This is a genomic window from Lentzea sp. NBRC 102530, from assembly GCF_030269365.1.
GTDB lineage: Bacteria > Actinomycetota > Actinomycetes > Mycobacteriales > Pseudonocardiaceae > Lentzea.
The window spans coordinates 61108-86271 of the sequence record NZ_BSTF01000010.1; the positions used below are offsets into that span (position 1 = coordinate 61108).

The 25164-nt window shown below is 71.5% G+C and carries 14 protein-coding genes and 2 tRNA genes; 11 read left to right on the forward strand and 5 right to left on the reverse strand.

Annotated features, from left to right (window positions below):
• Nucleotides 1–254 precede the first annotated feature (254 nt).
• Together QSK25_RS25830 and QSK25_RS25835 are read left to right on the forward strand one after the other, a co-directional pair.
• A complete protein-coding gene (locus QSK25_RS25830) occupies nt 255–1154 on the forward strand; it encodes a hypothetical protein (RefSeq protein WP_285641965.1) in 900 nt (299 codons plus the stop codon).
• Nucleotides 1151–1849 (forward strand): aminoglycoside 3'-phosphotransferase, encoded by a 699-nt coding sequence (locus QSK25_RS25835; RefSeq protein ID WP_285641966.1) that lies wholly within the window; start codon nt 1151–1153, stop codon nt 1847–1849. The genes QSK25_RS25830 and QSK25_RS25835 overlap by 4 nt, the downstream gene beginning before the upstream one ends.
• On the opposite strand, the gene QSK25_RS25840 is transcribed toward QSK25_RS25835, so the two are convergent.
• Nucleotides 1846–2589 carry a DUF1684 domain-containing protein gene (locus QSK25_RS25840; RefSeq protein ID WP_285641968.1) on the reverse strand — a complete coding sequence of 248 codons (744 nt, stop codon included), beginning with the start codon at nt 2587–2589 and terminating at the stop codon, nt 1846–1848. The genes QSK25_RS25835 and QSK25_RS25840 overlap by 4 nt on opposite strands.
• The gene (locus tag QSK25_RS25845) at nt 2586–3560 is read right to left on the reverse strand and encodes an ArsR/SmtB family transcription factor (RefSeq protein WP_285641970.1); all 975 of its coding nucleotides are present in this window, start codon (nt 3558–3560) and stop codon (nt 2586–2588) included. The genes QSK25_RS25840 and QSK25_RS25845 overlap by 4 nt, the downstream gene beginning before the upstream one ends.
• Nucleotides 3561–3629: 69 nt before the next feature.
• On the opposite strand from QSK25_RS25845, the gene QSK25_RS45450 reads away from it, so the two are divergent.
• On the forward strand, nt 3630–4355 hold the full coding sequence (locus tag QSK25_RS45450; RefSeq protein ID WP_352236399.1) for an inositol monophosphatase family protein: 726 nt from the start codon (nt 3630–3632) through the stop codon (nt 4353–4355).
• On the opposite strand, the gene QSK25_RS25855 is transcribed toward QSK25_RS45450, so the two are convergent.
• Nucleotides 4312–4383: transfer RNA gene (locus QSK25_RS25855), tRNA-Ile, on the reverse strand. The two genes, QSK25_RS45450 and QSK25_RS25855, sit on opposite strands and share 44 nt — an antisense overlap.
• Nucleotides 4384–4462: 79 nt before the next feature.
• Nucleotides 4463–4535: transfer RNA gene (locus QSK25_RS25860), tRNA-Gln, on the reverse strand.
• A 308-nt stretch (nt 4536–4843) separates the two neighbouring features.
• Here QSK25_RS25860 and QSK25_RS25865 point away from each other — a divergent pair.
• From QSK25_RS25865 to QSK25_RS25900, 8 genes are all read left to right on the forward strand, one after another.
• Nucleotides 4844–6385, forward strand: a complete 1542-nt coding sequence (locus QSK25_RS25865) for a glycoside hydrolase family 13 protein (protein WP_285642402.1) — start codon at nt 4844–4846, stop codon at nt 6383–6385.
• A gap of 90 nt (nt 6386–6475) precedes the next feature.
• A complete protein-coding gene (locus QSK25_RS25870; RefSeq protein WP_285641972.1) occupies nt 6476–9928 on the forward strand; it encodes a DUF4132 domain-containing protein in 3453 nt (1150 codons plus the stop codon).
• 85 nt (nt 9929–10013) lie between these two features.
• Nucleotides 10014–13790, forward strand: a complete 3777-nt coding sequence (locus QSK25_RS25875; RefSeq protein WP_285641973.1) for a DUF4132 domain-containing protein — start codon at nt 10014–10016, stop codon at nt 13788–13790.
• Between the two features lie 101 nt (nt 13791–13891).
• Nucleotides 13892–17746 (forward strand): WGR and DUF4132 domain-containing protein, encoded by a 3855-nt coding sequence (locus QSK25_RS25880; RefSeq protein ID WP_285641974.1) that lies wholly within the window; start codon nt 13892–13894, stop codon nt 17744–17746.
• A complete protein-coding gene (locus QSK25_RS25885) occupies nt 17743–18813 on the forward strand; it encodes an ATP-binding protein (protein WP_285641975.1) in 1071 nt (356 codons plus the stop codon). The genes QSK25_RS25880 and QSK25_RS25885 overlap by 4 nt, the downstream gene beginning before the upstream one ends.
• On the forward strand, nt 18813–21014 hold the full coding sequence (locus QSK25_RS25890; RefSeq protein WP_285641977.1) for a DUF5682 family protein: 2202 nt from the start codon (nt 18813–18815) through the stop codon (nt 21012–21014). Before QSK25_RS25885 ends, QSK25_RS25890 begins: the two co-directional genes overlap by 1 nt.
• On the forward strand, nt 21011–22117 hold the full coding sequence (locus QSK25_RS25895; RefSeq protein ID WP_285641979.1) for a VWA domain-containing protein: 1107 nt from the start codon (nt 21011–21013) through the stop codon (nt 22115–22117). Before QSK25_RS25890 ends, QSK25_RS25895 begins: the two co-directional genes overlap by 4 nt.
• Complete coding sequence (locus QSK25_RS25900) at nt 22114–23919, forward strand: YehQ family protein (protein WP_285641980.1); 1806 nt, start codon at nt 22114–22116, stop codon at nt 23917–23919. The genes QSK25_RS25895 and QSK25_RS25900 overlap by 4 nt, the downstream gene beginning before the upstream one ends.
• On the opposite strand, the gene QSK25_RS25905 is transcribed toward QSK25_RS25900, so the two are convergent.
• A complete protein-coding gene (locus QSK25_RS25905) occupies nt 23900–25153 on the reverse strand; it encodes a hypothetical protein (protein ID WP_285641981.1) in 1254 nt (417 codons plus the stop codon). The genes QSK25_RS25900 and QSK25_RS25905 overlap by 20 nt on opposite strands.
• Between the last annotated feature and the right edge of the window lie 11 nt (nt 25154–25164).

Here is a 25164-nt window from a genome sequence, read left to right on the forward strand (position 1 = left end):
AGCGCCATCGGATCTCCTGTGGGTGAAGGTGTTGCGCCCTTTGGCCCAACGTAGCGTGGAAGCGCTCTCCCGCACGAGTCGCGTCTCAACCCGGGACGGCGTGGAAAGGATTTACATCGGCGATGATCGACCGTCCGTGACGACTTCGGCTGATATTCACTCGTTCGGCGCAACCTCGCAGCACGGTCAGTAACACCTGGAGTGGGCCTTCGATGGTCAGGCCGTACGAACCCACCCCCGAGGGAGTTGCGACAGTGATCGAGAACTCGGCTGCCGGCCTGGTGATGGTCCCCGGCGAGGTGACGGTGACCGTCACCGGCGAGCAGCACCACCAGGACGTGCTGTCCCGCTACGCCGTCCCGGAGGGCGTGACGCGGCACGTCGCCGTGAACCTGACGTGGTGCATGATCGCGGCCGGCAAGTACCGGGGTCAGCGCGGCATCGAGGTGCGGCTCGACGGGTACCGGGTGGGCGAGCTGACTTTCCTGATGTCGCAACGGTATGCGCCCGTGCTGATGCACGTGGAGTCCGGCGGCGGGGCGACGGGCTGCGCGGCGTACGTGCACCGCGCCCCCGGCGGACTGCTGCAGATCTCGCTGCGGATGCCGCGCGACGTGCCGCGGGGCGCCGTCGTGCCGGTGCCGGCGGGGCGCAGGTCGTGGGTGGCGCCGGTGGCGATCGGCGCGGCCAGTCTGCTCGCGTTCTTCTTCGCGATCGGTGTCGTCGGCGTGATCGCCGAGGGGCCGCGTGACGTGAACAAGGCGGCCGGTCTCTCCACCACCACGGCCGCCCCCACCACCACGACGACCAGCACGACCACAACGACCAGCACGACCACAACGCAGCCGACCACCACCACGACAACGACCACCACTCCCCCGGCAGCGCCCCAGCCCCAGCCCCAGCCGAACCCGCAGCCCCAGCCGAAGCCCAATCCGCAACCGAACCCCCAGCCGCAGCCGCAGCCCCAGCCGCAGCCGGCGCCCAAGCCGTCCTGCGACCCGAACTACAGTGGGTGCGTGCCGATCGCATCGGACGTGGACTGCGCGGGCGGCAGCGGCAACGGTCCGGCCTACGTGAGCGGCCCCGTCCAGGTCATCGGCACCGACATCTACGGACTGGACCACGACAAGGACGGCACCGGCTGCGAATGACCATCCCCGAGGCAGTGCTGCACGCCGTCGGCCCCGACGCCGTCTGGTCCGCCGACCACGAAGGACTCTCCGGCGACGTGTGGCACGTCGGCTCCAGCTACGTGAAGCGCGCGGGCGCCGACGAGCACGACCGCCTGCGATGGCTGGGCGAGCACTTCGAGGTGCCGGAGATCAGGGCGTTCACCGACGGCTGGCTCGTGCTGGCCGACGTGGGCGCTCCCTCGCTGGCGTCAGCGGACCCGGTCCACGCCGCGACCGTCCTGGGCCACGTGCTGCGCGACCTGCACGCGTTGCCCGTCACCTCGTGCCCGTTCGACGCGACGATTCCCGTTGTGCTGGAGCAAGCCCGGCGCAACGTCGCCGCGGGCCTGGTCGACGCGGACGACTTCGACGACGACAACCTCGGTGCCACGCCGGAGGAACTGTTCGAACGGCTCGTGGCCACCGCTCCGCAGCACGAGGACCTCGTGGTGGCGCACGGCGACTTCTGCCCGCCGAACGTGCTGCTGCGCGCCGACGGCACGACGGTGCTGATCGACGTGGCCAGGCTGGGGGTGTCCGACCGGCACCGCGACCTCGCGCTGGCACATCGGGAACTGGGCGAAGAGGCCGTAGCCGCGTTCGACCGCGCCTACGGCCTCACCCCCCGCCCCGAGGTGCTGGCCTGGTACCGGTTGCTGGACGAGTTCTTCTAACCGCGCTCGTACGGCGTCTTCTCCCCCGCCTCGACGCCGAACGCCAGGTGGTTGCCCTCGGGCGGCAACGGGCAGGTGGCGAAGTCGGTGAACGCGCACGGCAGGTTCGTCGCGCGGTTGAAGTCGAGCACGACCCTGCCGTCGTCCGGGGTGGCCGCGAGCTGCCGGTTCGCCGCGTAGGTCGTGACGCCGCTGGTCTCGTCGGTGAACAGGATGCTCAGACCGCCGTTGCGTCCGTTGAACGCCGTCAGTGTGTGCTCGGTGCCGTTGAACGTGAACCGCACACGGCCCGGTGCCTCGTACACGTGACTAAGACCCTCAACGACCGCACCAACGGTCGTGGGAACGGGCTCGTCGAACGGCTCGTACGCTCCCTCCACCACCCACTGCTCTTGGGGTTCGTACGCCGGAACACCCTTGAACTGCCGCAGCACTTCGGCTTTCGGGTCGTGCACGCGGATCAGGTACCCGCCGCGCCGGGCGATCTCGATCTCGACGTCCCCGGCCACCACCCGTGTACCGGCGCCGCTCTGGACGAGTTCGAACCGCTTGGTCTCCCCGCCGTCACGCCAGTACGCCGCGTCGTCGTCCTGCCACCACTCGCCCGGTAGGCCGTCATAGGCGCGTGGGGTCGTGTCCAGCCAATCCAGGGAGACCAGCGCCAACCACCCGTAGGGGTCGGCGAGGGTCTTCTCCCGCTCCGTCTTCCAGGTCTGCCAGTCCTCCGCGAAGGCGCTCATGTCCTTGCGAACGAAGGACTCGGCGCCGCACTTCCCCGTTCCACTGAGTGGGAAACGAGGGCGTCGCCGAGTTCCGTGCGGGCGTACACAACGCTCCGTCCGTGCCGCTGCGAGGCCAGCAGTCCTGCGTCGCGCAACGCCCGTAGGTGCTGGTTCACCGCGGACACCGTCACGCCCGTGCGTCGTGCGATGCCCGTGGAGGAGGAGGGTTCCGCCAGTTCGGCCAGCAGATCCGCACGCACCTGTCCGAGAACACCCGCGAGTGCCCGTGGGCCGCGCACGCGTCCTGTCTCCCACACGACGCCGGCACCCCGGGCTGCGTAGATCAGCAACGATGGCGCACCTGGGTCGACGGGCACCGCCGTCCGCCGGGCGAACACGCTGGGCACCAACGTGAGTCCGTGGCCGCCGGCGTCGACCCGCCGGGGATCGGCCCCGACGATCCGCACGCCCACGACGGGTGGGGCGAAGGTGATCCGGTCGGAGATGCCGGACAGCATCGTCCCCAGGCCGTGCTGGGCCATCTCGCGGCCCCGGTGCGCGATGTCGGCTTCGAGCACCGCGCGCATCCGGTCCCACCGCGGTTCCAGCGCGACGTGCCAGTAGGTCTCCAGCGCGGCGAGCACCCGGCGCCGGTCGGTCAGCACGGCGGGCACCTCGCCGAACAGGGCGCGGAAGTCACGGCGCACGGTGCGGGCGGGGAGTTCGCTCACCGCCGCGAACTCGTCCTCGAACCGGGCGAGCGGGGTGCTCGGGCGCGGGCTCAGGAAGTCCGGCGTCCAGCCCCGTCCGGTGCTCAGCGCGAGCAGGACCTCGGTGTCGACGTCGCCCATCCGGCGCAGCCAGGAAAGGTGCAACGGGTACTTCGCCGGCTCCTTGAGCACGCGCAGGCTGAGCGTCAGTTCGCTGAGCGGCGAGACGGCGAACCGCACGTCCACCAGGTCGGACTCGCCGAGCACGAACTCGATCATGTAGCACGACGCTACATCAGTTCAGCCTCTCCCACCTCGGCTCCAGGCTTGCGCCTCATGTGGAACGACATGTGGTTGGCGTTGCGGATCGCCTACCGGGCGGCACAGGTGGCGCAGCAGGCGTTCGGGGGCGGACACGAGGTGCGGCGCAAGGACGACGGCAGCGTGGTGACCTCGGTCGACCTCGAGGTCGAGGACCTGGTGCGCGCATTGCTCGCGGAGGCGGTGCCGGACGACGGCGTCGTGGGCGAGGAACGTCCTGAGCGGCACGGCACTTCGGGACGGCGGTGGCTGGTGGACCCGATCAGCGGCACCGCCGACTTCGTGGCCGGACGGCCGACGTACTCGGTGGACCTGGCGCTGGAGAACGCCCTGGCGGTCTCGGCGATGCCGTCGCTGGGGCTGACCATGGCGGCGGGAAGGGGCATGGGTTGCCGGATCTTCCGCGGCGAACAAGAAGAAGTCGCTCGTGTGTCCACACGGGACATGGTTCGCGGCGCGCGCGTGTGCTTGCACGGCAAGAAGAAACCGACGCTGGAGGAGTGCGTGGTGGTGGACAACTCCACATCGGTGTTGCAGCTGATCACCGGCGAGGTCGATGCGGTGATCGCGGCGGGAGCCGGGCTGGACGAGTTCGACCTGGCGTGCCTGCCGGTGCTCGTCGAGGAGGCGGGCGGCCGGGTGACCGTGGTCGAGGAGGACGTCGTGCTGGCCACCAACGGCCTGCTGCACGACGCCTTCCTCGACCTCGTGGTCGCGCGTCCTGGTGTCGAACCAGGCACCCCGGGCTCATGAGGCCTGGGTGATCGCCGGATCCCGCGCGTGGGGTGACCGACCGGACTCGCACCGGCTTCGACCAGGACCACGACCTGGCGCCTCGACTGCTTCGGCTTCGGTCACAGCTGCCCGTCGAGGACTCGAACCTCGATCTCCGCGTCCAGAGCGCGGCGTCCGTGCCGATTGGACCAACGGGCATCAAAAAAGCCGCCTCGTCGCTGCGGTGCGACGGGACGGCTCCCCGGGGTGTCATGAGGGTTCAGCTCATGCCGAGGAGCACCAGTCGTGCTGATGGCGCATGTGTTGCTGCATCACGGCTGGCCCCTTTCCTCCGGTTCGTCGAGATCACTCTGACGGATGACGGCGGAGGGTCGCAACGCATTAAACGGGGGTGCAAAAGTTTGCAGGAATATTCGATCTGTTCAAGCAATCCTCAAGCCGACTTGCGGAAAACTTTTGCAACGTCTTTCCTGGACCGCTGACACACCCCATCGGAAGGCATGGACATGTCCCAGAACTGGTGGCGACACGCCGTCATCTACCAGGTCTACGTGCGCAGCTTCGCCGACTCCGACGGCGACGGCGTCGGTGACCTGCCCGGCATCCGCTCACGCCTGCCCTACCTGCGCGACCTGGGCGTCGACGCGGTCTGGATCACGCCGTTCTACGCGTCGCCGATGGCCGACGGCGGGTACGACGTGGCGGACTATCGCGCCGTTGACCCGCAGTTCGGCGGGCTGGACGACGTGCGCGCGTTGGTCGACGACGCACACACGCTCGGCATCAGGGTCATCGTCGACATCGTGCCGAACCACAGTTCCGATCAGCACAAGTGGTTCCAGGAGGCGTTGGCCGGACACGGCCGTGAGCGCTACATGTTCCGCGACGGTGTCGGCGACCAGCCGCCGAACGACTGGGAGTCGGTGTTCGGCGGGCCCGCGTGGACGCGCGTGGCCGACGGATCCTGGTACCTGCACCTGTTCGCGCCCGAGCAGCCCGACCTGAACTGGGAACTGCCCGAGGTGCGCGCGGAGTTCCGCGACGTGCTGCGGTTCTGGCTGGACCTGGGCGTCGACGGCTTCCGGGTCGACGTGGCGCACGGGATGATCAAGGCGCCGGGGCTGCCCGACATCGGCCACGCGGACCAGCTCAAGCTGCTGGGCACGGAACCGTTGCCGTTCTTCGACCAGGACGGCGTGCACGAGATCCACCGCGAGTGGCGTGAGGTCATCGACTCGTACGAGGGCGACCGTGTGCTCGTTGCGGAGGCATGGACGCCGTCGGCCGAACGCACCGCCATGTACCTGCGTCCCGACGAGATGCACCAGGCGTTCAACTTCCACTACCTGACCGCGGAGTGGACGTCCGAGGCGTTGCGCTCGGTCATCGACTCGTCGCTGGCCGCCGTCGAACCCGTTGGCGCGCCGACGACCTGGGTGCTCTCGAACCACGACGTGCAACGCCACGTGACGCGGTACGGCGGCGGCGAAACGGGCGTGCGCCGTGCCCGCGCCGCGCTGGCCCTGATGCTCGCGCTGCCGGGTTCGGTCTACCTGTACCAGGGCGAGGAACTGGGCCTGCCCGAGGTCCTGGACCTCCCCGACGAGGTGCTCCAGGACCCGATGTGGGAGCGGTCCGGTCACACCGAACGGGGCCGCGACGGCTGCCGCGTCCCGCTCCCGTGGTCGGCCACCGGCCCGTCGCTGGGCTTCGGCACGGGCGGCTCGTGGCTGCCGCAGCCCGCCGACTGGGCCAAGCTCAGCGTGGAATCCCAGGCGGGCGACCAGGACTCGATGTTGTCCTTCTACCGCAACGCCTTGCGGGTGCGCCGCGAGAACCCGGCCACGGGCACCGACCTGCACTGGGTGGACGGCCCGGCCGACGTGCTGTGGTTCGAACGCGACGGCGTGGCCTGCGCGGTGAACCTGTCCGGTGCGGTCGTCGAGCTCCCCGACCCCGGCTCGGTGCTGCTCGCCTCGTCCTACTACGGCGTCCGCGACGGCCTGCTCCTCCTGCCCCCGGACACCGCCCTGTGGTGGAAGCTCTGACCAGCGACTTCACTTGATCGACCAAAACTGTCAGACCCCCTGGGTACGGTCCTGGACATCGGTTCCGGATCGAACTCAGGGGGTCTCGCGGTGGGCAGGTGGGAGCTGGTCTCGGGTGGCTCGGCCAAGTTCTGGGAAGTGACCCGGAGCGCCGGCTCGGTGACCGTCCGCTTCGGACGGTTGGGCACCGCCGGCCAGACCCAGACCAAGGAGCTGGTCTCTGAGGCAGCCGCGACCGCGCACGTCGCGAAACTGGTGGCCGAGAAGGAGAAGAAGGGCTACCAGGCCGTCACAGCCTCCGCGGTCCCCACAGCCTCACCCGCCGGTCCCCCGTCACCCCCCGACGAGGACACGTGGATCATGCCGGCCGAGTGGCTGGCCCAGGTCTACCGCAGACGCGACGTCCGCCCCCGGCCGGAGTTCACCGTCGACTCGGTCCAGGCACAACGGATGCGCGACCACGCTGCGGCGAACACCGCGAAGGTCGAAGAAGCCCTGACGTCGGGCAAGCACGAGTCAGAACTGGTGCGGGCCCTGCGAAAGCACCACGAGGGCACCCCCGATCCGCTGGGCGCCGCAACCCAGCTCTCGCTCATCGGCCGGCCGTACGAGCTCTCCCCGGTGCACTGGTGGATCGAGGACCACGGCCTCACGTTCGCCACCGAGGCGACCGTGCACCTGGGCACCGTGAGCAACACCCATCAGGGCCTGATGGTGTACCTCCCGCACTCCCTCTCGAGCGACTCGCCCGACGGCAGAGCACTGATCGACCTCCGCACCGCACTGGCCGCCGCCGACGACGCGGCGTTCGCGGAAGCCTTGGCAGCACTGGAGAAGCTGGACACGAACTGGTTCGTCCACGCCTCCAGGGCCTTCCTGGCCCCGTCCCGCGGTGACTGGTTCGCGGAGGCCAACACCACGCGCGGCCCGTACTGGCTGATCCACGCGTCGGCGACCACCCTCGACGACTTCCGGAACTTCACCGACGGTCATCTCCTCTGGTCGGCGGCGAGCGTCTGCACGGCGCTGTACGTCCTGGGACCCGACGTGGCCGGAGTGCTCGACGCCGAACTGCGCGCGAAGGCCGAGTGGAGCGGCGACAACCGCCGCCTGGCCCTGGAGGTGCTGTCCGCCCTCCCCACCGACGAAGCGTTCCTGATGCTGTTGAGCCGCCTGCACGAACGAAACGCGCGCCCGGCCCTGGTCTCGGCGATCGAACGCTTCCCCGCCAGGGCCCTGCGCCTGATGGCACCGCGAGCGGCCGCGGACGCCGACGTCCGCAACCTGCTCCGCACGCACGTGCTCACCCGCCCCGGCTTCGAACTCCGCACCGGCGCCACCCACCCCGGTCTCGAACTCCTCGCCGACCTCATCCCCGCGAGAGTCCCGGACGCACCGGCCGACGCACTGCCCCGGGTGCTCAGCGCACCCCCGTGGCTGCACCGCCGCCCGCAGCCGAAACCCGTTGTGCTGCAAGGCCTCCCGCTCCCCGATCCCGCCCTCGCCTGGCTCCCGGGCGAGCGCGACGAGTGGCTCGCGCTGAAGGGGTGGTGGACCGCCCGCCACGGCAACTGGGAACCCCTGGCCGCGAAGATGCGCGAGGGCCGTTATCCGGCCCGCGACGACCACAGTCTGTTCGAGAGCGCGCCGGAAGAGCTGGCGCGCCCGCTGCTGGCCGACTGGACGCCCGCCGACACGTGGGGCAGCGAGGGCTGGGGCAGGCGCATCACGGCCCGCTTCGAACTGGACGCCCTGCCACCCATGCTGCGCCTGGCCGCGAGCAACCCGCACGTCTCCGGCGTGGTGCTGCTCCCGTACGCCACGGCCGAGGTAGCGGCTCTGATGGCGGACTGGCTCGTGCGCCTCAAGACCGCCCGCGCGTTCGCCGTCTCGTGGCTCGCCCGGCACCGCGACCGGGCCGCGCACCTCCTCCTGCCGGCCGCCCTCGGTCCGGCCGGTCCTGCCCGGCGCAACGCCGAGTCCGCCCTGCGCCACCTGCATTTGGAGACCGGCGTCGACGTCGTCGCCCTCGCCACCGCGCACAGCCCCGAGGCGGGCGCGGCGATCCGGACCCTGATCGAGGTCGACCCCCTCGACGTCCTCCCGGCGAAGCTGCCGCCGATCGCCGCCTGGGCCGACGTCTCAGCACTGCCGCAGGTGCTGCTGGCCGACGGCTCCGGCGCGCTGCCGGCGTCCGCAGCGCACCACCTCCTGACGACAGCCGCACTGTCCAAACAGGACGCTGTCTACCCCGGGCTGCCGCTCGCCGTCGAAGGATGCGACCGAGCGTCGCTGGCGGAGTTCGCGTGGGCGCTGTTCGGCCGCTGGCTCGACGTGCACGCGCCGTCGAAGGACAGCTGGGTGCTGGCCGCGCTCGGCTGGTTCGGCGACGACGAGACGGTGCGCCGTCTGACCCCGCTCATCCGCCTCTGGCCGGGCGAGGCCCAGCACGCCCGCGCGGTGGCGGCCCTCGACGTGCTCGCCCAGATCGGCAGCGAGTCGGCGCTGACCGCGCTCAACAGCATCGCGGAGCGCGTGAAGTTCAAGGGCCTCAGGACGAAGGCCCGGGAGAAGGTCACGGACATCGCCGCCGCCCTGGGCCTGTCCCGCGATCAGCTCTCCGACCGCCTGGTCCCCCGCTTCGGCCTCGACGAGGCGGCGACCCTCGTCATCGACTACGGACCCCGCCAGTTCACCGTCGGCTTCGACGAACAGCTCAAGCCCTACGTCCAGGACCCGGACGGCAAGCGCCGCAAGGACCTCCCCAAACCAGGCGTCAAGGACGACCAGGCCCTGGCCCCGGCCGAGCACAAGCGGTTCGCGACGCTCAAGAAGGACGTCCGCTCCATCGCCGCGGACCAGATCCACCGCCTCGAACGGTCGATGGTCGACCAGCGCACGTGGACCGCCGAGGAGTTCCACACCGTCCTGGCCGGACACCCGCTGCTCTCCCACCTGGTCCGCCGCCTGGTGTGGATCACCGACGAGGGCACGTCCTTCCGCCTGGCCGAGGACACCACCCTCGCCGACGAGAACGACGACGAGTTCACCCTCCCGCAGGCCGCCACCGTCCGCCTGGCCCACCCCGTCCACCTGAACGGCTCGCTCGAGACCTGGGGCCGGCTCTTCGCGGACTACGAACTCCTCCAGCCGTTCCCCCAACTGGGCCGCCCCACCCACGCGTTCGCACCGGGCGACGTCCTCCCGCAACTGGACGCGTACCTCAACCGTGACGCCCCGGTCGGCAGGGTCCTGGGCCTCACCCAACGAGGCTGGCTGCGCTGCCAGCCCCAGGACAACGGCACCGAACCGTGGATGACCCGCCCATTGCCCTCCGGCGGCGCCCTGGTGGCCACGCTGGACCCCGGCATCACCGTGGGCGTGGTCGACATGTTCCCGGAGCAGAAGTTCAGCGAGCTCTGGTACTCCGCCACCGGCGAAGGCGCCTGGGGCGCCCCGCGAGAAGGCACGCCCAGCACGTTCGAGGTGGACGAGGTGACCGCCTCCGAACTCCTCGCAGAACTCGAATCGCTGCACGCGTGACCGCGGGAACGGTTGATCGACCTCCAACGTCAGACCGGCTCGGCATCGCCGAAGCCACACCCGGACCGGAAGCAGGGAGCAGTCAGTGCGCAGGTGGGAGCTCGTCTCGGGCAACGCGGCGAAGTTCTGGGAGATCGACCAGGACGGCACGACGGTCACCGTCCGCTTCGGACGGCTGAACACGGCCGGCCAGACCCAGACCAAGGACCTGGCCACCCCCGAGGCAGCCCAGGCGCACGTCGCGAAACTGGTGGCGGAAAAGGAGAAGAAGGGCTACACGCCGGTAGCGTCCCCGACGCACCCCACCACCGTTCCCGACTCTGCCGCCGGCCCCGCCTCCCAGGCCACCGCCGACCCCGCAGCCAGTCCCACCGCCGTTCTCCTCACCGCCAGTCCCTCCACCGGCCCCACCGCGGGTCTCGTCACAGCCGGTCCCACCTCCGAGCCGGCCGCCGCAGGCGTTCCCACCACCGGTCCCGCCGCCGCTGAGCTCCCCGCCGCCGGCCTCTCCACCCCCGAGCAGCCCACCAACCTCCCCACCGCCGGTCCCGCCTCCGCACCGGCCGCCGCTGGTCCCGCCGCCGCGCAGCCCACAGGGCCCACCACCGAGCAGCCCTCCACCCTCGCCTCCACCGGACCCGCCGCCACCCCGTCCCCCGACGAAGACACCTGGACCATGCCCAAGGCGTGGCTCCGCGACGTCACCCGCCAACGCGGCTTCCACCCCGCCCCCGAGTTCGCCGTCGACCCGGACCTGGCCGAGGAAGCCCGCCGCCGCCAAGGCAAGCAGCAGGACACGACCATCGAGCGGATCCTGTCCGAACCGGAGTCCGACGCCGACATCGTCGACGCCACCCGCGCCCACCTGGCGGGCTCGCCGAACCCGCAGGGCGCAGCAGCCGTCGCCGCCATGATCGGCACCGGCGAGCAGTCCGTGCACGCCTGGATCGCCGACCACGGCCTGGTCTTCGCGACGGAGGCCACCGTCGAGTACATGCGGCTGCTGTCCGGCCCGACCTGGCTTCCGAAGCAGAGCACGCACGGCCCCGAGCGTCTGACGTGGCGCGGCGGCTACTTCCACATCATCCAGGGGGATGTGGAAGCCAAGATGCTCAAGACCGTCCGGTACGCCCTCGCCCTCGCCCCCGACGACGAGCGCGACGCCGCCGAGGCCGTCCTGGCGAGGCTCGGCGACCTCGACGAGCAGAACGCGAAGCTGGTGCGCGCCTACCTGTTGCCCGGCAGGCCCGGCTGGTTCCAGGACGCGTGCCCGACACCACACACGGGCACGCGCTGGTGGATGCTTCCGCTGAGCGCCAGCACCTACGAGGAGTTCGAGACGTCCGGCGCCTCGCTGGCCCACAGCACGGCGATCCTCCACACGGCGCTCTACGTGCTGGGCCCGTCGATCGCGCCGTTGCTCGCCGCCGAACTCGACGGGCAGCACCAACTGGCGGACAGCCGCAAGCAAGCGCTGAAGGTGCTCGCGGCATTGCCGACCGACGAGGCGTTCACGATCGTGCTCGACCGGCTCGACGGCAAGTACGTGCGGCCCGCGTTGCTGACCATGATGGCGGCCTTCCCGGCCCGTGCGGCGCGGCTCCTCGGCGAACGCGCGACCAACGCCGAACTGCGCCGGCTGCTCACCGTGCACCTGAAGACGTTCCCGCACCTCGAAGCTCCTGAGGGCTTCGTCGCGGTCGAGACGGTCACCGTGCCGGACGCGCCGCGGGAGGCACTGCCGCAGGTGCTGGCCTCGCCGCCGTGGGTGGACCGCAAGCCGCAGCCCAAGCCGGTGGTGGTGCCGGACGTGCCCGTGCCCGCCGCGTCGATCACGTGGCTGCCGGGTGAGCGCGAGGAGTGGCTGAAGGACGGCCACTGGGACACGCACCCCTACAAGACGTGGCAGCACTGGCTGGCGGAGTTCAAGGTCGGCCGGATCGGCTACCGCATGGCGGACCTGCTCATCGGCGCGCCCGAGGAGGAGGTGCGGCACCTGCTCGCGGACTGGACGCCCAACCTGGGCTGGAGCGCCGAGACCGTCGGCAAGCGCCTGTCGTCGAAGTTCGGGTTCGACGCGTTGCCGCCGCTGCTCAAGATCGTGGAACGTAACTCGGCCGCCGCCGTCGTCGTGGCGCCGTACGCGACGCCCGAGGTGGCCGCGCTGATGGCCGACTGGCTGGTGCGCCTCAAGCAGGTCCGCAAGATCGCGATCGGCTGGCTCGGCCGCCACCGCGAACAGGCGGCGCGCCTGCTCGTCCCCGCCGCGGTGGGCAAGCCGGGTGCCGCCCGCCGCAACGCCGAGACCGCGCTCCGCCACCTGCAGGCCCTCGGTGTCGACGTGGTGGCGGCAGCTCCCAGCAAGGCCGCCGCAGACGCCGTGCGCGCCTTCCTCGCCATCGACCCGGTGGACGTGCTGCCCGCCAGGATGCCGGTCCTCGGCGACTGGACGGACACCCGCCACCTGCCCCAGGTCCTGTTGCGCGACCGCAAGCAGGCCCTGCCGGCGGATGCCACCCGCAGCCTCGTCATGACGGCCGCGCTGTCCAAGCCCGGCGACGTCTACGCCGGGCTGACCACCGCCCGCGAGGCACTGGACCCCGACTCCCTCGCCGAGTTCGCGTGGGCGTTGTTCCAGCGCTGGCAGGAGGTCGGCGCCCCGTCGAAGGAAGGCTGGGCGCTCAGCGCCCTCGGTTGGTTCGGCGACGACGAGACCGTCCGCAGGCTCTCGCCGCTGATCCGCAACTGGCCCGGCGAGAGCCAGCACACCAGGGCCGTGACGGGCCTCGACGTCCTGGCCGACATCGGCACCGAGGTCGCGCTGGCGCACCTGAACAGCATCGCGGAGAAGGTGAAGTTCAAGGGCCTCAAGACGAAGGCCCAGGAGAAGGTCACCCAGATCGCCGACGAACTCGGCCTCTCCCGCGACCAGCTCGCCGACCGCCTGGTCCCCCGCCTGGGCCTCGACGACGCCGCCACCCTGGTCATCGACTACGGTCCCCGCCAGTTCACCGTCGGCTTCGACGAACAGCTCAAGCCCTACGTCCAGGACCCGGACGGCAAGCGCCGCAAGGACCTCCCGAAGCCGGGCGCCAAGGACGACCAGGACCGGGCCCCGCAGGAGCACAAGCGCTTCGCCGCCCTCAAGAAGGACGTCCGAGCCGTGGCGGCGGACCAGATCCACCGCCTCGAACGCGCCATGGTCGACCAGCGCACCTGGACCACTGAGGAGTTCCACACCGTCCTGGCCGGACACCCGCTGCTCTGGCACATCGTCCGCCGCCTGGTCTGGATCACCGCCGAGGGCGGCACCTTCCGCTTGGCCGAAGACCGCACGCTCGCCGACGCGAACGACGACGAGTACACCCTCCCCGCCGACACGACGGTCCGCGTGGCCCACCCGGTCGACCTCCAGGCAGACCTGGAGACGTGGGGTGAGGTCTTCGCCGACTACGAGGTCCTCCAGCCGTTCCCGCAACTGGGCCGCCCGCTCCACCTCGTCCCCCAGGACGAGGACCTGCTGACCCATCTGAAGAAGTACTGCGACGTCGACCACCCGATCGGCAAGATCCTCAGCCTCACCAAGAAGGGCTGGGTCCGCGGCGAACCGCAGGACGGCGGCGTCGAGTGCTGGATCACCCGCCCCCTGCCGGCGGGAGGCGCCCTGGTCGCCTCCCTCGACCCCGGCATCGCGGTGGGCGCGATCGACGTCTTCCCGGAGGTGAAGTTCACCGAGCTCTGGTTCTCCAGCACGGGCCACGGCTACTGGAGCTCCGTCCGCGGCGACAAGCCCACCGCCGTCACCGCCGACGCCATCACGGCCTCGGAAGTCCTGTCCGAACTGGAATCACTCCAGCAGTAGCGGGCGACTCAGGGGGTCTGACCCTGAAGAATTGTCAGACCCCCTGGGTAACGTCCAGTGCACAACACCAACTCCCTTGTGTGGCCCCAGGAGGTACAGCAGTGCGCAGGTGGGAACTCGTCGCGGGCGGCTCCGCGAAGTTCTGGGAGATCGAGCAGGACGGCACGACGGTGACCGTCCGGTTCGGACGGCTGGGCGCTTCCGGTCAGACCCAGACGAAGGAGCTGACCTCGGCCGAGGCGGCCGGCGCCCACGTGGCCAAACTGGTGGTGGAAAAGGAGAAGAAGGGCTACAGACCGCAGACGGGCACCCCCGCGACGCCCGCCACCTCGACCAGCGCTGCCTCGTCCAGCGCTGCCTCGTCCAGCGCTGCCTCGTCCAGCGCTGCCTCGATCGGCCTGGCCTCCGCCGCCACGCCCGCAGGCATCACGCCTGCCGCCCCTTCTGACCCAGCCACCGCCACCACCGCCGCCGCAGCCGCAGCCGCCACCTCCGGCCCCGCCGCCACCTCGCCCGCCGCCACCTCGCCCGCCGCCTTCTCGCCTGCAGCAGCAGCCGCCGCTGACTCGTCCGGCGCCGGCGCAGCAGCCACCTCCGGCCTCACCACCTCCGGCCCCACCGCCACCTCGTCAGCAGCAGCTGGCTCGTCCGGCGCCAGCGCAACAGCCATCTCAGGCCCCACCACCTCCCTCTCCCCCTCCTCCGCAGCAGCGCCCACCCCGGCTCCCGTCCTCGACGAGGACACCTGGACCATGCCGAAGGCCTGGCTGCGCGACGTCGTCCGCCAGCGCGGCTTCACCCCGGCCCCCGAGTTCGAGGTCGACCCCGCCAAGGCCGCCCAGGCCCGCCGGCAGATCGCCGACCAGGCCGAGACCATCGAGCGAGCCCTCACCGTCAAGGGCTCCAAGCCCGAACTGGTCGCCGCCGCCCGCGCGCACCTCGACTCGGAGCCCAACCCGCTGGGCGCCGCCGCCATCGCCGCCGTGATCAAGCCCGGCGCACCGGCCGTCCACGCCTGGATCGCCGACCACGGCCTGCCGTTCGCAGCGACCGCGGCGGTGCAGCTCATGGGTCTCACGTTCTCCGAGCAGTGGAACCAGAAGCGCGGCAAGTGGACCGGCGTCTGCCTGCAGTACGAGACCGACGGCTTCCGCACGTCGCTGTCCGACCCGGAGGGCCAGCTGCTGACGGCTGTCCGGTACGCGATCGCGACAGCGGAGGAGGCCGAGCGCAAGGCCGCCGAGGCCGCGCTGGAGGAGCTCGACGGGTCGAAGCAGGAGAAGGAGCTGCGGGCGTACCTGATGCCCGAGCGCGCCGACTGGTTCACGCAGTACCGCAAGCAGAACTACTCGCCCAGCCGGTGGTGGATGCTGCCGAGCAGCGCGCGCAGCGTCGAGGACTTCGAGAAGGCCGGCGAGTCCATCACGATGTCGGCGGGCCTGCTGTACACGGCGGTGTACGTGCTGGGTCCGGCCGTCGCGCCGATGCTCGCGGCGGAGCTCGACGGCGACAGGTACTACCAGCGCGTGGACGGGCGCAAGCAGGCGTTGAAGGTGCTGGCGGCGCTGCCGACCGACGAGGCGTTCACGATCCTGCTCGACCGGCTGGACGGGAAGTTCGTGCGGCCCGCGGTCATCCAGGCGATGGCGGCGTTCCCGCGGCGGGCGGCGCGGCTGATGGCGGCAAGGGTGCAGGACAAGGACGTCCGCACGTTGCTCCAGGCGCACCTCACGTCGAACCCTCACCTCGAGGTGCCGGCAGACGTGGCCGAGCTGATCGCCGCGTCCGGCCCGGCGGTGCTGCCGGAGGCGTCTCCCGAGCAGGTCCCGCCCCTGCTCGCCACACCGCCGTGGTTGCACCGCAAGAAGCCGGTGAAGCCCGTGGTGCTGCCGGACGTCCCGATGCCGGAGGACGCGGTGTCGTGGCTGCCGGGTGAGCGGGAGGAGTGGCTCAAGGCCGGTGCGGAGTGGCTGCAGGACCACCACGACTGGCGCAAGCTCCTCAAGGAGTACGAGGCCGGCACGATCGGCTACTACGACAACGACCTGTTCCTGCTCGCGCCGGACGACGAGGTGTGGCACCTGGTGCGGGACTGGACGCCCAACTACAGCTACGGCGTCGAGGACTGGGGCAGGAACATCGCCGCCCGGTTCGGTGCCGACGCCGCGCCGGCGCTCGTCAAGCACGTGCAGGGCGCGCCCGCGGGCAGCGGTGGGGTGCTGATGCCGTTCGTCACGGGCGAGGTCGCCACGCAGATGGCCGACTGGTTCGCCCGCACCAAGCAGGCGCGTCGCTGGGGTGTCGAGTGGCTCGCCCGGCACCGCGAGCAGGCCGCGCGGCTGCTGATCCCCGCCGCGTCGGGCAAGGCGGGCGTTGCGCGCCGCAACGCCGAGGCTGCGCTGCGGCACCTGCACAACAACGTCGGGGTCGACGTGGCGGCCGTCGCGAGACAGTGCGGCGCCGAGGCAGCGATCGACGTGGTGCTGTCGGTCGACCCGGTCGACCTGCTGCCCGCGAAGCTGCCGGTGATCGGTGAGTGGGCGGACACCCGGCTGCTGCCGCAGGTCCTCCTCGCGGACCGCAGGCACGCGTTGCCGGCGGAGGCGACGAGCCACCTGCTGATGACCGCCGCGTTGTCCAAGCCCGGTGAGCTCTACGCCGGGTTGCCGATCGTCCGCGAGGCGCTCGACCCCGCGAGTCTCGCCGAGTTCGCGTGGGCCGCGTTCAAGGCGTGGGAGCAGGGTGGCGCGCCGTCGAAGGAGAACTGGGCGCTCGCCGCGCTCGGCTGGTTCGGCGACGACGAGACCGTCCGCAGGCTCTCACCGCTGATCCGCAACTGGCCCGGTGAGAGCCAGCACGCGAGGGCCGTCTCGGGGCTCGACGTGCTCGCCGAGATCGGCACCGAGGTGGCGCTGTCGCACCTCAACAGCATCGCCGAGAAGGTGCCGTTCAAGGGCCTCAAGACCAGGGCGCAGGAGAAGGTCGCGCAGATCGCGGCCGAGCTCGGGCTGTCCCGCGACCAGCTCTCCGACCGGCTCGTCCCGCGCCTCGGCCTCGACGACGCGGCGACGCTGGTGATCGACTACGGCCCGCGCCGGTTCACCGTCGGGTTCGACGAGCAGCTCAAGCCCTTCGTGCTGGACGCGGACGGCAAGCGCCGCAAGGACCTGCCGAAGCCGGGCGTGAAGGACGACGCGGACCAGGCACCGCTGGAGCACAAGCGCTTCGCCGCGCTCAAGAAGGACGTCCGGACGGTCGCGGCCGACCAGATCCAGCGCCTCGAACGGGCCATGGTCGACCAGCGCACGTGGTCGGCGGAGGAGTTCCAGACGGTCCTCGCCGCGCACCCGCTGCTGTGGCACCTGGTTCGGCGGCTGGTGTGGATCACGGACGGAGGCGGTTCGTTCCGCCTGGCCGAGGACCGCACGCTCGCCGACGCGAACGACGATGAGTTCACGCTGCCAGAAAGTGCGACGGTCCGCGTCGCCCACGCGGTCGACCTGCACGGCGACGGCACCGCCGCGGCGTGGGGCGAGGTGTTCGCGGACTACGAGATCCTGCAGCCGTTCCCCCAGCTCGGCCGCCCGGTCCACCTGGTGCCCGAGGAGGAGGCGCTGCTGCCGCTGCTGAAGAAGTCCTGCGGCACCCCGTACCCGATCGGCAAGCTCCTCGGCCTCACCAAACGGGGCTGGGTGCGCGGCGCCCCGCAGGACGCGGGCGTCGAGTGCTGGATGACCCGGCCGTTCCCGGCCGGTGGCGCGCTCGTCGCGTCGCTGGAACCCGGCATCGCGGTGGGCGCCATGGACGTGTTCCCCGAGGTCGGGTTCAGCGACATGTGGTTCTCCCCCAACGGGTACGGCACGTGGTCCGCGCCCAAGGACGCGCCGGACTCCCTCCCGGTCGACCCGATCACCCTCTCCGAGCTCCTCTCCGAACTGGAGTCCTTGCAGTCATGACCAGCACGCAGACGATGCAGCGCCCTCCCGCCGAGGTCCGCTACGCCGACGAGCTCGCGCGCCTGCGCGAGCGTGACAAGGCACCCAGGCCGCCGGGCTGGGCGTTGAGCCTCGAAGCCGCGCGCAAGTTCGTGGTGGGGGACGAGAAAGCCGGGATCAGCAAGAAGTTCGTGGGCGATCCGTCCCTGGTGGACCGGGCGCTGGTGACGCTCGCGACCAGCCGCGGCCTGATGCTGGTCGGCGAGCCGGGCACGGCGAAGTCGTTGCTGTCCGAGCTGATCGCGGCGGCGGTGTGCGGCGAGTCGACGCTGACGATCCAGGGCGGCGCGGCCACGACCGAGGACCAGATCAAGTACTCGTGGAACTACGCGCTGCTGGTGGCCGAGGGGCCGTCACCGCGCTCGCTCGTGCCGGCGCCGATGCTGCGGGGCATGGCCGAGGGCAAGATCGTGCGGTTCGAGGAGATCACCCGCTGCCCGCTCGAGGTCCAGGACTGCATGCTGTCGATGCTGTCGGACCGGGTGATGGCGATCGGTGAGCTCAACGGCCCGGACGGCATGGTGTTCGCGCAGGACGGGTTCAACGTGATCGCCACGGCGAACACGCGCGACCGGGGCGTCAACGAGATGAGCGCCGCGCTCAAGCGGCGGTTCAACTTCGAGACGGTCTTCCCGATCGCCGACTTCGACACCGAACTGGCGCTGGTCGAGCAGGAGGCGGCGAAGCTGCTGGCGAAGTCCGGGGTGGAGCTCGCGCCGAAGCGGGACGTGCTGGAGGTGCTGGTGCGCACGTTCCGCGACCTGCGCGAGGGCGGCGACCGGCTCACCACGGTGATGAGCACGGCCGAGGCGGTGTCGGTCGCGCACGCGGTCGGGCTGCGCGGCTGGTTCCTGCGCGGTGAGGTGGGCTCGGCGGCGGACGTCGTGGAGTGCCTCGCGGGCACGGCGGCGAAGGACAACGCGGAGGACCTGGCGCGGTTGCGCCGCTATCTGGAGCAGCACGCGTCGCGGCGCAAGGGCAAGCAGTGGCAGGAGCTGCACCGCGCCCGGCACCTGCTGCCCGGCTGATGGGGGCCGTGTTCGTCGGCGTCCGGCACCACAGTCCCGCCTGTGCCCGGCTGGTCGCCGCCACGATCGACGAGCAGCGGCCGGCGTACGTGCTCGTCGAGGGTCCCGCCGACTTCAACGAGCGCATCGACGAGCTGCTGCTGGGGCACGAGCTGCCCGTCGCGTTGTTCAGCTACTCCGACCAGCACGCGTCGTGGTCGCCGTTCTGCGACTACTCGCCGGAGTGGGTGGCGATCACCGAGGCACGCCGGGTCGGCGCCGAGGTCAGGTTCATCGACCTGCCCGCGTGGCACGAGGCGTTCCGCGACGTCAGCAACAGGTACGCCGACGCCGAGCTGCGCTACACCGAGGTCGTCGACCGGCTGTGCGCGGAGTTCGCGGTCGACAACGTCGACGTGCTGTGGGACCACCTCTTCGAGTCCGAGGCCGCGCCCAGGGGCATGGCCGAGTACTTCGACCTGCTGCGCGGCACCGCGCAGGCGGACGAGGGCGACTCGGCGCGCGAGGAGTACATGGCGCGCTGGGTGCGGGCGGCGGTCGCGGACGCGGGCGACCGGCCCGTCGTCGTGATCACCGGCGGCTTCCACACCGCCGCGCTCAAGGCCCAGCTCGACGGCGGCACCGAGTGGCCAGAGGTGCCGGAACGCGAACGGGGCGCGAGCTACCTCGTGCCGTACTCGCACGCACGGCTGGACGCCTTCACCGGCTACCAGTCGGGCATGCCGTCCCCCGGTTACTACCAGCAGGTCTGGGAGAACGGGGCGCAGCGCGCGGCTGACTGGCTCGTCGAGTCGGTCGCGACGAGGCTGCGCGGGCGCAAGCAGCCGGTGTCGACGGCGGACCTGATCGCCGCGCACACGCAGGCCGGGGCGCTGGCGCGGTTGCGCGGGCACGAGGTCCCGGCGCGCACCGACGTGCTCGACGGGCTGACCAGCGCGTTGATCTCCGAGGACCTGACGCAGCCGCCGCCGTGGACGCGGCGCGGCACGCTCCAGCCGGGCGCGCACCCGGCGTTGCTCGAGATGATCGGGGCGTTGCGGGGCGACAAGGTCGGGCGGCTGCACGCGAGCACCCCGGCGCCGCCGCTGGTCAACGCCGTGCAGGAGTTGCTGCGCACGCACGGGCTCGACCAGGAGGGCAAGGTCGCGCTCGACCTCACCGACGCGGGGCAGCTGGAACGCAGCCGGATCCTGCACCGCCTGCGGGTGCTGGGGATCCCGGGCTTCGAGCGCACGAGCGGGCCGTCCGAGGGCACCGAGCTGAAGCTGGACGAGCAGTGGACGCTGCGCCCGGTGGAGGAACGGCTCGCGGCGTTGATCGAGGCCGCCGAGAACGGTGCCACGCTGGAGGAGGCGGCCGGGGCGGTGCTGGAACGCCGGTCGCGCGACGCGCACCTGGAACAGCTCGCCGCGATCCTGTTCGACGCGGTGCTGTGCGGGATCTCCGCGTTGTCCGGCAAGGTCCAGCAGTCGCTCAACGAGGGCGTCCGCGCGACCGGTGACCTGGCGGCGCTGGGCCACGTGCTCAGCGGTGTGCTCGGGTTGTGGCGGCACGACAGGCTGTTCGGCACGAGGCGGGACCCGTTGCTGGGCTCGGTGATCGACGCGGGCACGGCACGCGTGCTGTGGCTGGTCGAGGGCCTGCACGGCGGTCCGGCACCGGCCGATCCGCACCGGCTCAAGGCGATGGCCGCGACCAGGGACGCCGTGCTGCACGCGAGATCGGCGCTGTCGCTGGACGTCGTGGACGTCACGGGCGTCGCGACGAGGGTGAGCGATGACGCGCAGGCACCACCGGACCTGCGGGGCGCGGCGCTCGGGCTGGCCTGGACGCTCGGCAGTCAGCCGGACGTGCGCAAGGTGCGGGCGGTCGACGCGCTCGGCGACTGGCTCGCCGGGTTGTTCGCGGTGGCGCGCGAGGAGGTGCTGGCGAGCCCCGACCTGGTCGGGGTGCTGGACGAACTCGTCAGCGCGATGAACGAGGACGAGTTCCTGGTGGCGCTCCCGGCGTTGCGGCTCGCGTTCAGCTACTTCCCGCCCAGGGAAAGGGAGACGATCGCGTCCACCGTCCTCGCCCACCGCGGCGTGGAGGGCAGCGCGCGGGGCGTCACCCGGCTGAACGTCGACCCGGTGGTCGTGGCGGAGGCGATGGCGATCGAGAAGCGCGTGGACGCGTTGCTGGTGAAGGGCGGCCTGGCATGACGGACCTGGAACGCTGGCGGCTGATCCTCGGCGAACCCGCGTCGCGCTGCACCGGCGGCCTGCAGGGCGAGGCCGCCCGGCGGGACTCCGCGCTGGAGTGGCTCTACGGGCGTGATCCCGAGCTGGCCGAACGCGGTGTGCGCAAGAGCGGCGGCACCGAGGACTCGGTGCTGCAGACCGTCGACTGGCTCGACGAGGTGCACCGGCTCTTCCCGCGCGAGACGATCGAACGCCTGGAGCGCGACGCCGTCGAACGCTACGAGATCACCGACGTCGTCACCGATCCCGAAGTGCTGCAACGGATCGAGCCGAACCCGGCCCTGCTGCGCGCGGTGCTGCGGACCAAGCACCTGATGAACCCGGCCGTGCTCGCACTGGCGCGCAAGATCGTCGAAGCGGTCGTGAAGCAGCTGATGGAGAAGCTGAAGACGGAGGTGCGCACGGCGTTCAGCGGCACGAAGTCGAGGCGCCCGAGCATCCACAAGAACTCGCGCAACTTCGACTTCCGCTCGACGATCAAGGCGAACCTCCAGCGCTACCAACCGGAGCAGCGCAGGCTCGCGATCGAGCACCCGAAGTTCGTGTCGCGCACCAAGCGGCACCTCGAGCAGTGGCAGGTGATCCTGCTGGTGGACCAGTCGGGCTCGATGACCAGCTCGGTGATCCATTCCGCGGTCACGGCGGCCTGCCTGTGGGGCCTGCCGGGCCTGAAGACGCACCTGGTCGCGTTCGACACCAACGTGGTCGACCTGACCTCGGACGTGACGGACCCGGTCGAGCTGCTGATGAAGGTGCAGCTGGGCGGCGGCACCGACATCGCGAAGGCCGTCGCGTACGGCGCGAACCTCGTCGACAGCCCGCGTCGCTCGATCGTCGCGCTCATCAGCGACTTCTACGAGGGCGGCAGCGAGGCGAACCTGGTGCGCACCGTGAAGAACCTGTGCGAACAGGGAACCCACGTGCTGTGCCTCGCGGCGCTCGACGACGAGGCGAACCCGGACTACGACCGGGCACTGGGCCAGCGGCTCGCGAACGTCGGCGCCCACGTGGGCGCGATGACCCCGGGACAGCTGGCGGAATTCGTTGCGGAGAAGCTCAGGTGACCAGACCCGATCTGCTGGCACTGACCCCGGACGCGCTGGCGGCGCTCGCCAACCGGGGCCTGGTGAAACGCGCCGTCAAGGAACTGGACGCGGGCGTCGTCCCGGCGCTCGACACCGACCCGTCCGGTGCGGTCCAGGGCAAGTTCCCCGACGGCACCACCACGACCTTGCCCCCGGCCACCGCGCTGGACGCGGCCCAGTGCAGTTGCGGCGCCACCGGAGTGTGCCGTCACCGCATTGCCGTGGTCCTCGCCTACCAACGCACCGGAGAATCAAGCGCGCCGACAGAACTGTGGTCGCCGGGTGCGGTGACCGACGCCGACCTGGCCGCGTTGATGGGCGAACGCACCCTGCGCCGCGCCCGCCGGGCCTTCCAGGCGGGCTACCGGGCAAAACTGCGCCGCCCGACCCAGGAGGACCAGACCGCGCAGGCGGAACTGCCCACCTGCACCGTCACGTTCCTGGTGCCCGGCGATCTCGCCTACGTCCACACGGACGCGATCAACAAGGACGAGGCCACCGCACTGGCCGTGTGGGCGTTCCAGGAAGCGGACGCGCAGGGCACCGACACGGTCGACGTCGGTGGTTCTCCCACCACGGCGTCGGACCTCACCGCGGTGACCGACCTGCTGGACCAGCTCCTGCTCGACGGCGCCACGAACGCGAGCGAGGTGCTCGACGTGGCGTGGCAACGCCTGCACCGCGACCTCACCGCGCAACGCCTGCACTGGCCGGCCGCCGTGATCACCGACCTGCTGGCCCAGCTGGCCGCCTACCGCGCCCGGAGCGCCGACTACGAGGCCGAGCAGTTCGCGGCCCTGCTGTCCGAACTCCACGCCAGGACCACGGCCACCGGTCCCCGGGCCGAGGTCCTCGGCCCGGACGAACCGGCGGAGACCCCGCTGAAACGGGTCCGCCTCACCGCTCTGGGCGCCCGCCTGCGCACCGAGAACACAGCCGACGTCTACTTCGCCTCGGGCGACGTCGTGCTGGTCCAGCGCGACACGCCCCTGCGCACCGGCCAGAAGCTGGCGGCGGCGAACGTGGTGTCGGAGTCCGCGAGCCGCAGCGCGAGCCGGGCGGTGACGCTGAAGACCAGCAGGGTCGCCAAGACCTCGATCACCCCGGTCGGCACGGCCTGGGACCACCTCCCCCAGGCCCTGGTGGTCGACGACTACGACGAGGCCGCCGCCCACCTGGCCCACCTGCCACCACGTCAGGTCCGCGCGCGGGTCGAGGCGGAACTGGTCCGCGCGGTCCGGGTGGCCGAGGTGACCGACCTGGCCTACGACCCGGCCGCCCAGCGCCTCACCGCCACGCTCCACTCCCCCACGGGCAGGACGTGCGCGCTGGTGGCGACCCACCGGGCCGTCGCCCCGCACGCCCTCGACGCGCTGACCACGGCTCTGCGCGCCGGACCGACCACGATCACCGGCAGTGTCCGCCGCCACCGGGGCACGCTCGTCGTCGATCCGCTGGCCGTCCGGACCGGGACCGGCGTGGTCGTGCTGGACCTGGCGAAGGACACGACACCGCAACCGCTGGCGCCGGGCCTCACCACGGCGGATCCGTTGAGCGCCGCGGTGGACAGCGCCCTGGCGGTGCTGGCCGAGGTGGCGCACCGGGGCCTCGACCACCTGACGGACAGCCTGCTCAGCCGCGTCCGGGAGGCCGGCGCCCACCTGCAGGGGGCGGGCCTCAAGACCTCGGCGGCGCACGTGACGGCGTTCGCCGACGGTCCGGCCGCGGCCACCTGGCTGCGGGCTCACCTGCGATTGCTGGTCACGGCCGACGCGCGCTGACGAGACCTCGCCCGACCCCTTCCGGTGCGATCGGCCCCGCCACGACGGACGAGGTGGGGTCGATCCGCTGGGAGAGCACGTAGTCCTCGGCGGCCTCGGCCACGCGCCCGAGCCGTTCCAGCACGAACCCGCGCAGGTACGCGGCGCGGGCGGCACCCCAGCCACCGAGCGCGATCCCGCGGCCGTAGGCGTCGAGGGCGGCTTCGAACTGTCCGCACGCGGCCAGGGCGTCTCCGCGCGACGCCCACGTCCTGTCGTCGCCCGGGCTGAGCGCGATGAGTTCGTCGGTGTGGCCGAGGGCTCGCTGGCTCAGGCCCACGGTGAGGTGGGTGCGCGCGAGGAACGAGTGCAGGGCGTACGCCTCGTCGGCCCACGCCAGCCGGTCCAGGCCGGTCTGGTCGGCGGCGGGCTTGATGGCGGTCAGGGACTCCAGCGCCCGGCCGAGCAGGCGGTGGGTCTCGGCGATGTCGCGGCGCACGAACGGCACCGCGGCCAGCGCGCGGTGCAGGCGGGCCCGGTGCAGTGCGGCGGCGAAGCCGTGGTGCGGGAGTTCGGAGGAGGCCTTGGTCGCCAGGGCGGCGGCAGCCTGCAACGACGTCGAGTCGGCGCCGCGGGCGGCGTTGCGGAAGACGACGAACAGGGCGAGGTCGCGGCGGGTCTCGGCCGGCAGGCCGGACCGGGCTCCGCGCAACGCCATCGCCTCGACGGCGGAGGACGGGAGGTGGCAACGCAGGACGGCCAGCTGTTCGAGGGCGAAGTCCGGTGAGAGGACCTGCTTGCGCGGGTCGATCACGGTCAGGCCGATCACCGCGGCCGCGGAGTGCGGATATCCCAGGCGCAGCAACAGGTCGCAGGCCACCCGCTGGTCGTGCGGGCGCAGCGTGCCCTGGATCCGGGCGTGCACGCGCCACCAGAGTTCGGAGGCCAGGTCGACCGGGAACGTGGTCGTGTCCGGGCCGACGGCGTCCAGACGACCCCAGCTCGCGGCCGTGAGCAGGCGCAACTGGGCTGACGGCGGAGCTTCGAAGCGGGGCACCTCCGCCGCCCGGCTCGTCACGAACGCCTGCGCCGCGGCGTGGGTGATGCGGGCGTGCAACGCCGACGAGGCGACGGGCGTGGAGAGACCGGCGTAGACGCCGCACGCCACCGGAACTCCGGCTTTGCGCAACGCGCGCAGGCGGGTGGCCAGCGCCTGGGGACTCGGGTCGGTGCGGTACCGCGGCATCGCGGTCATGCCGGTCTCCC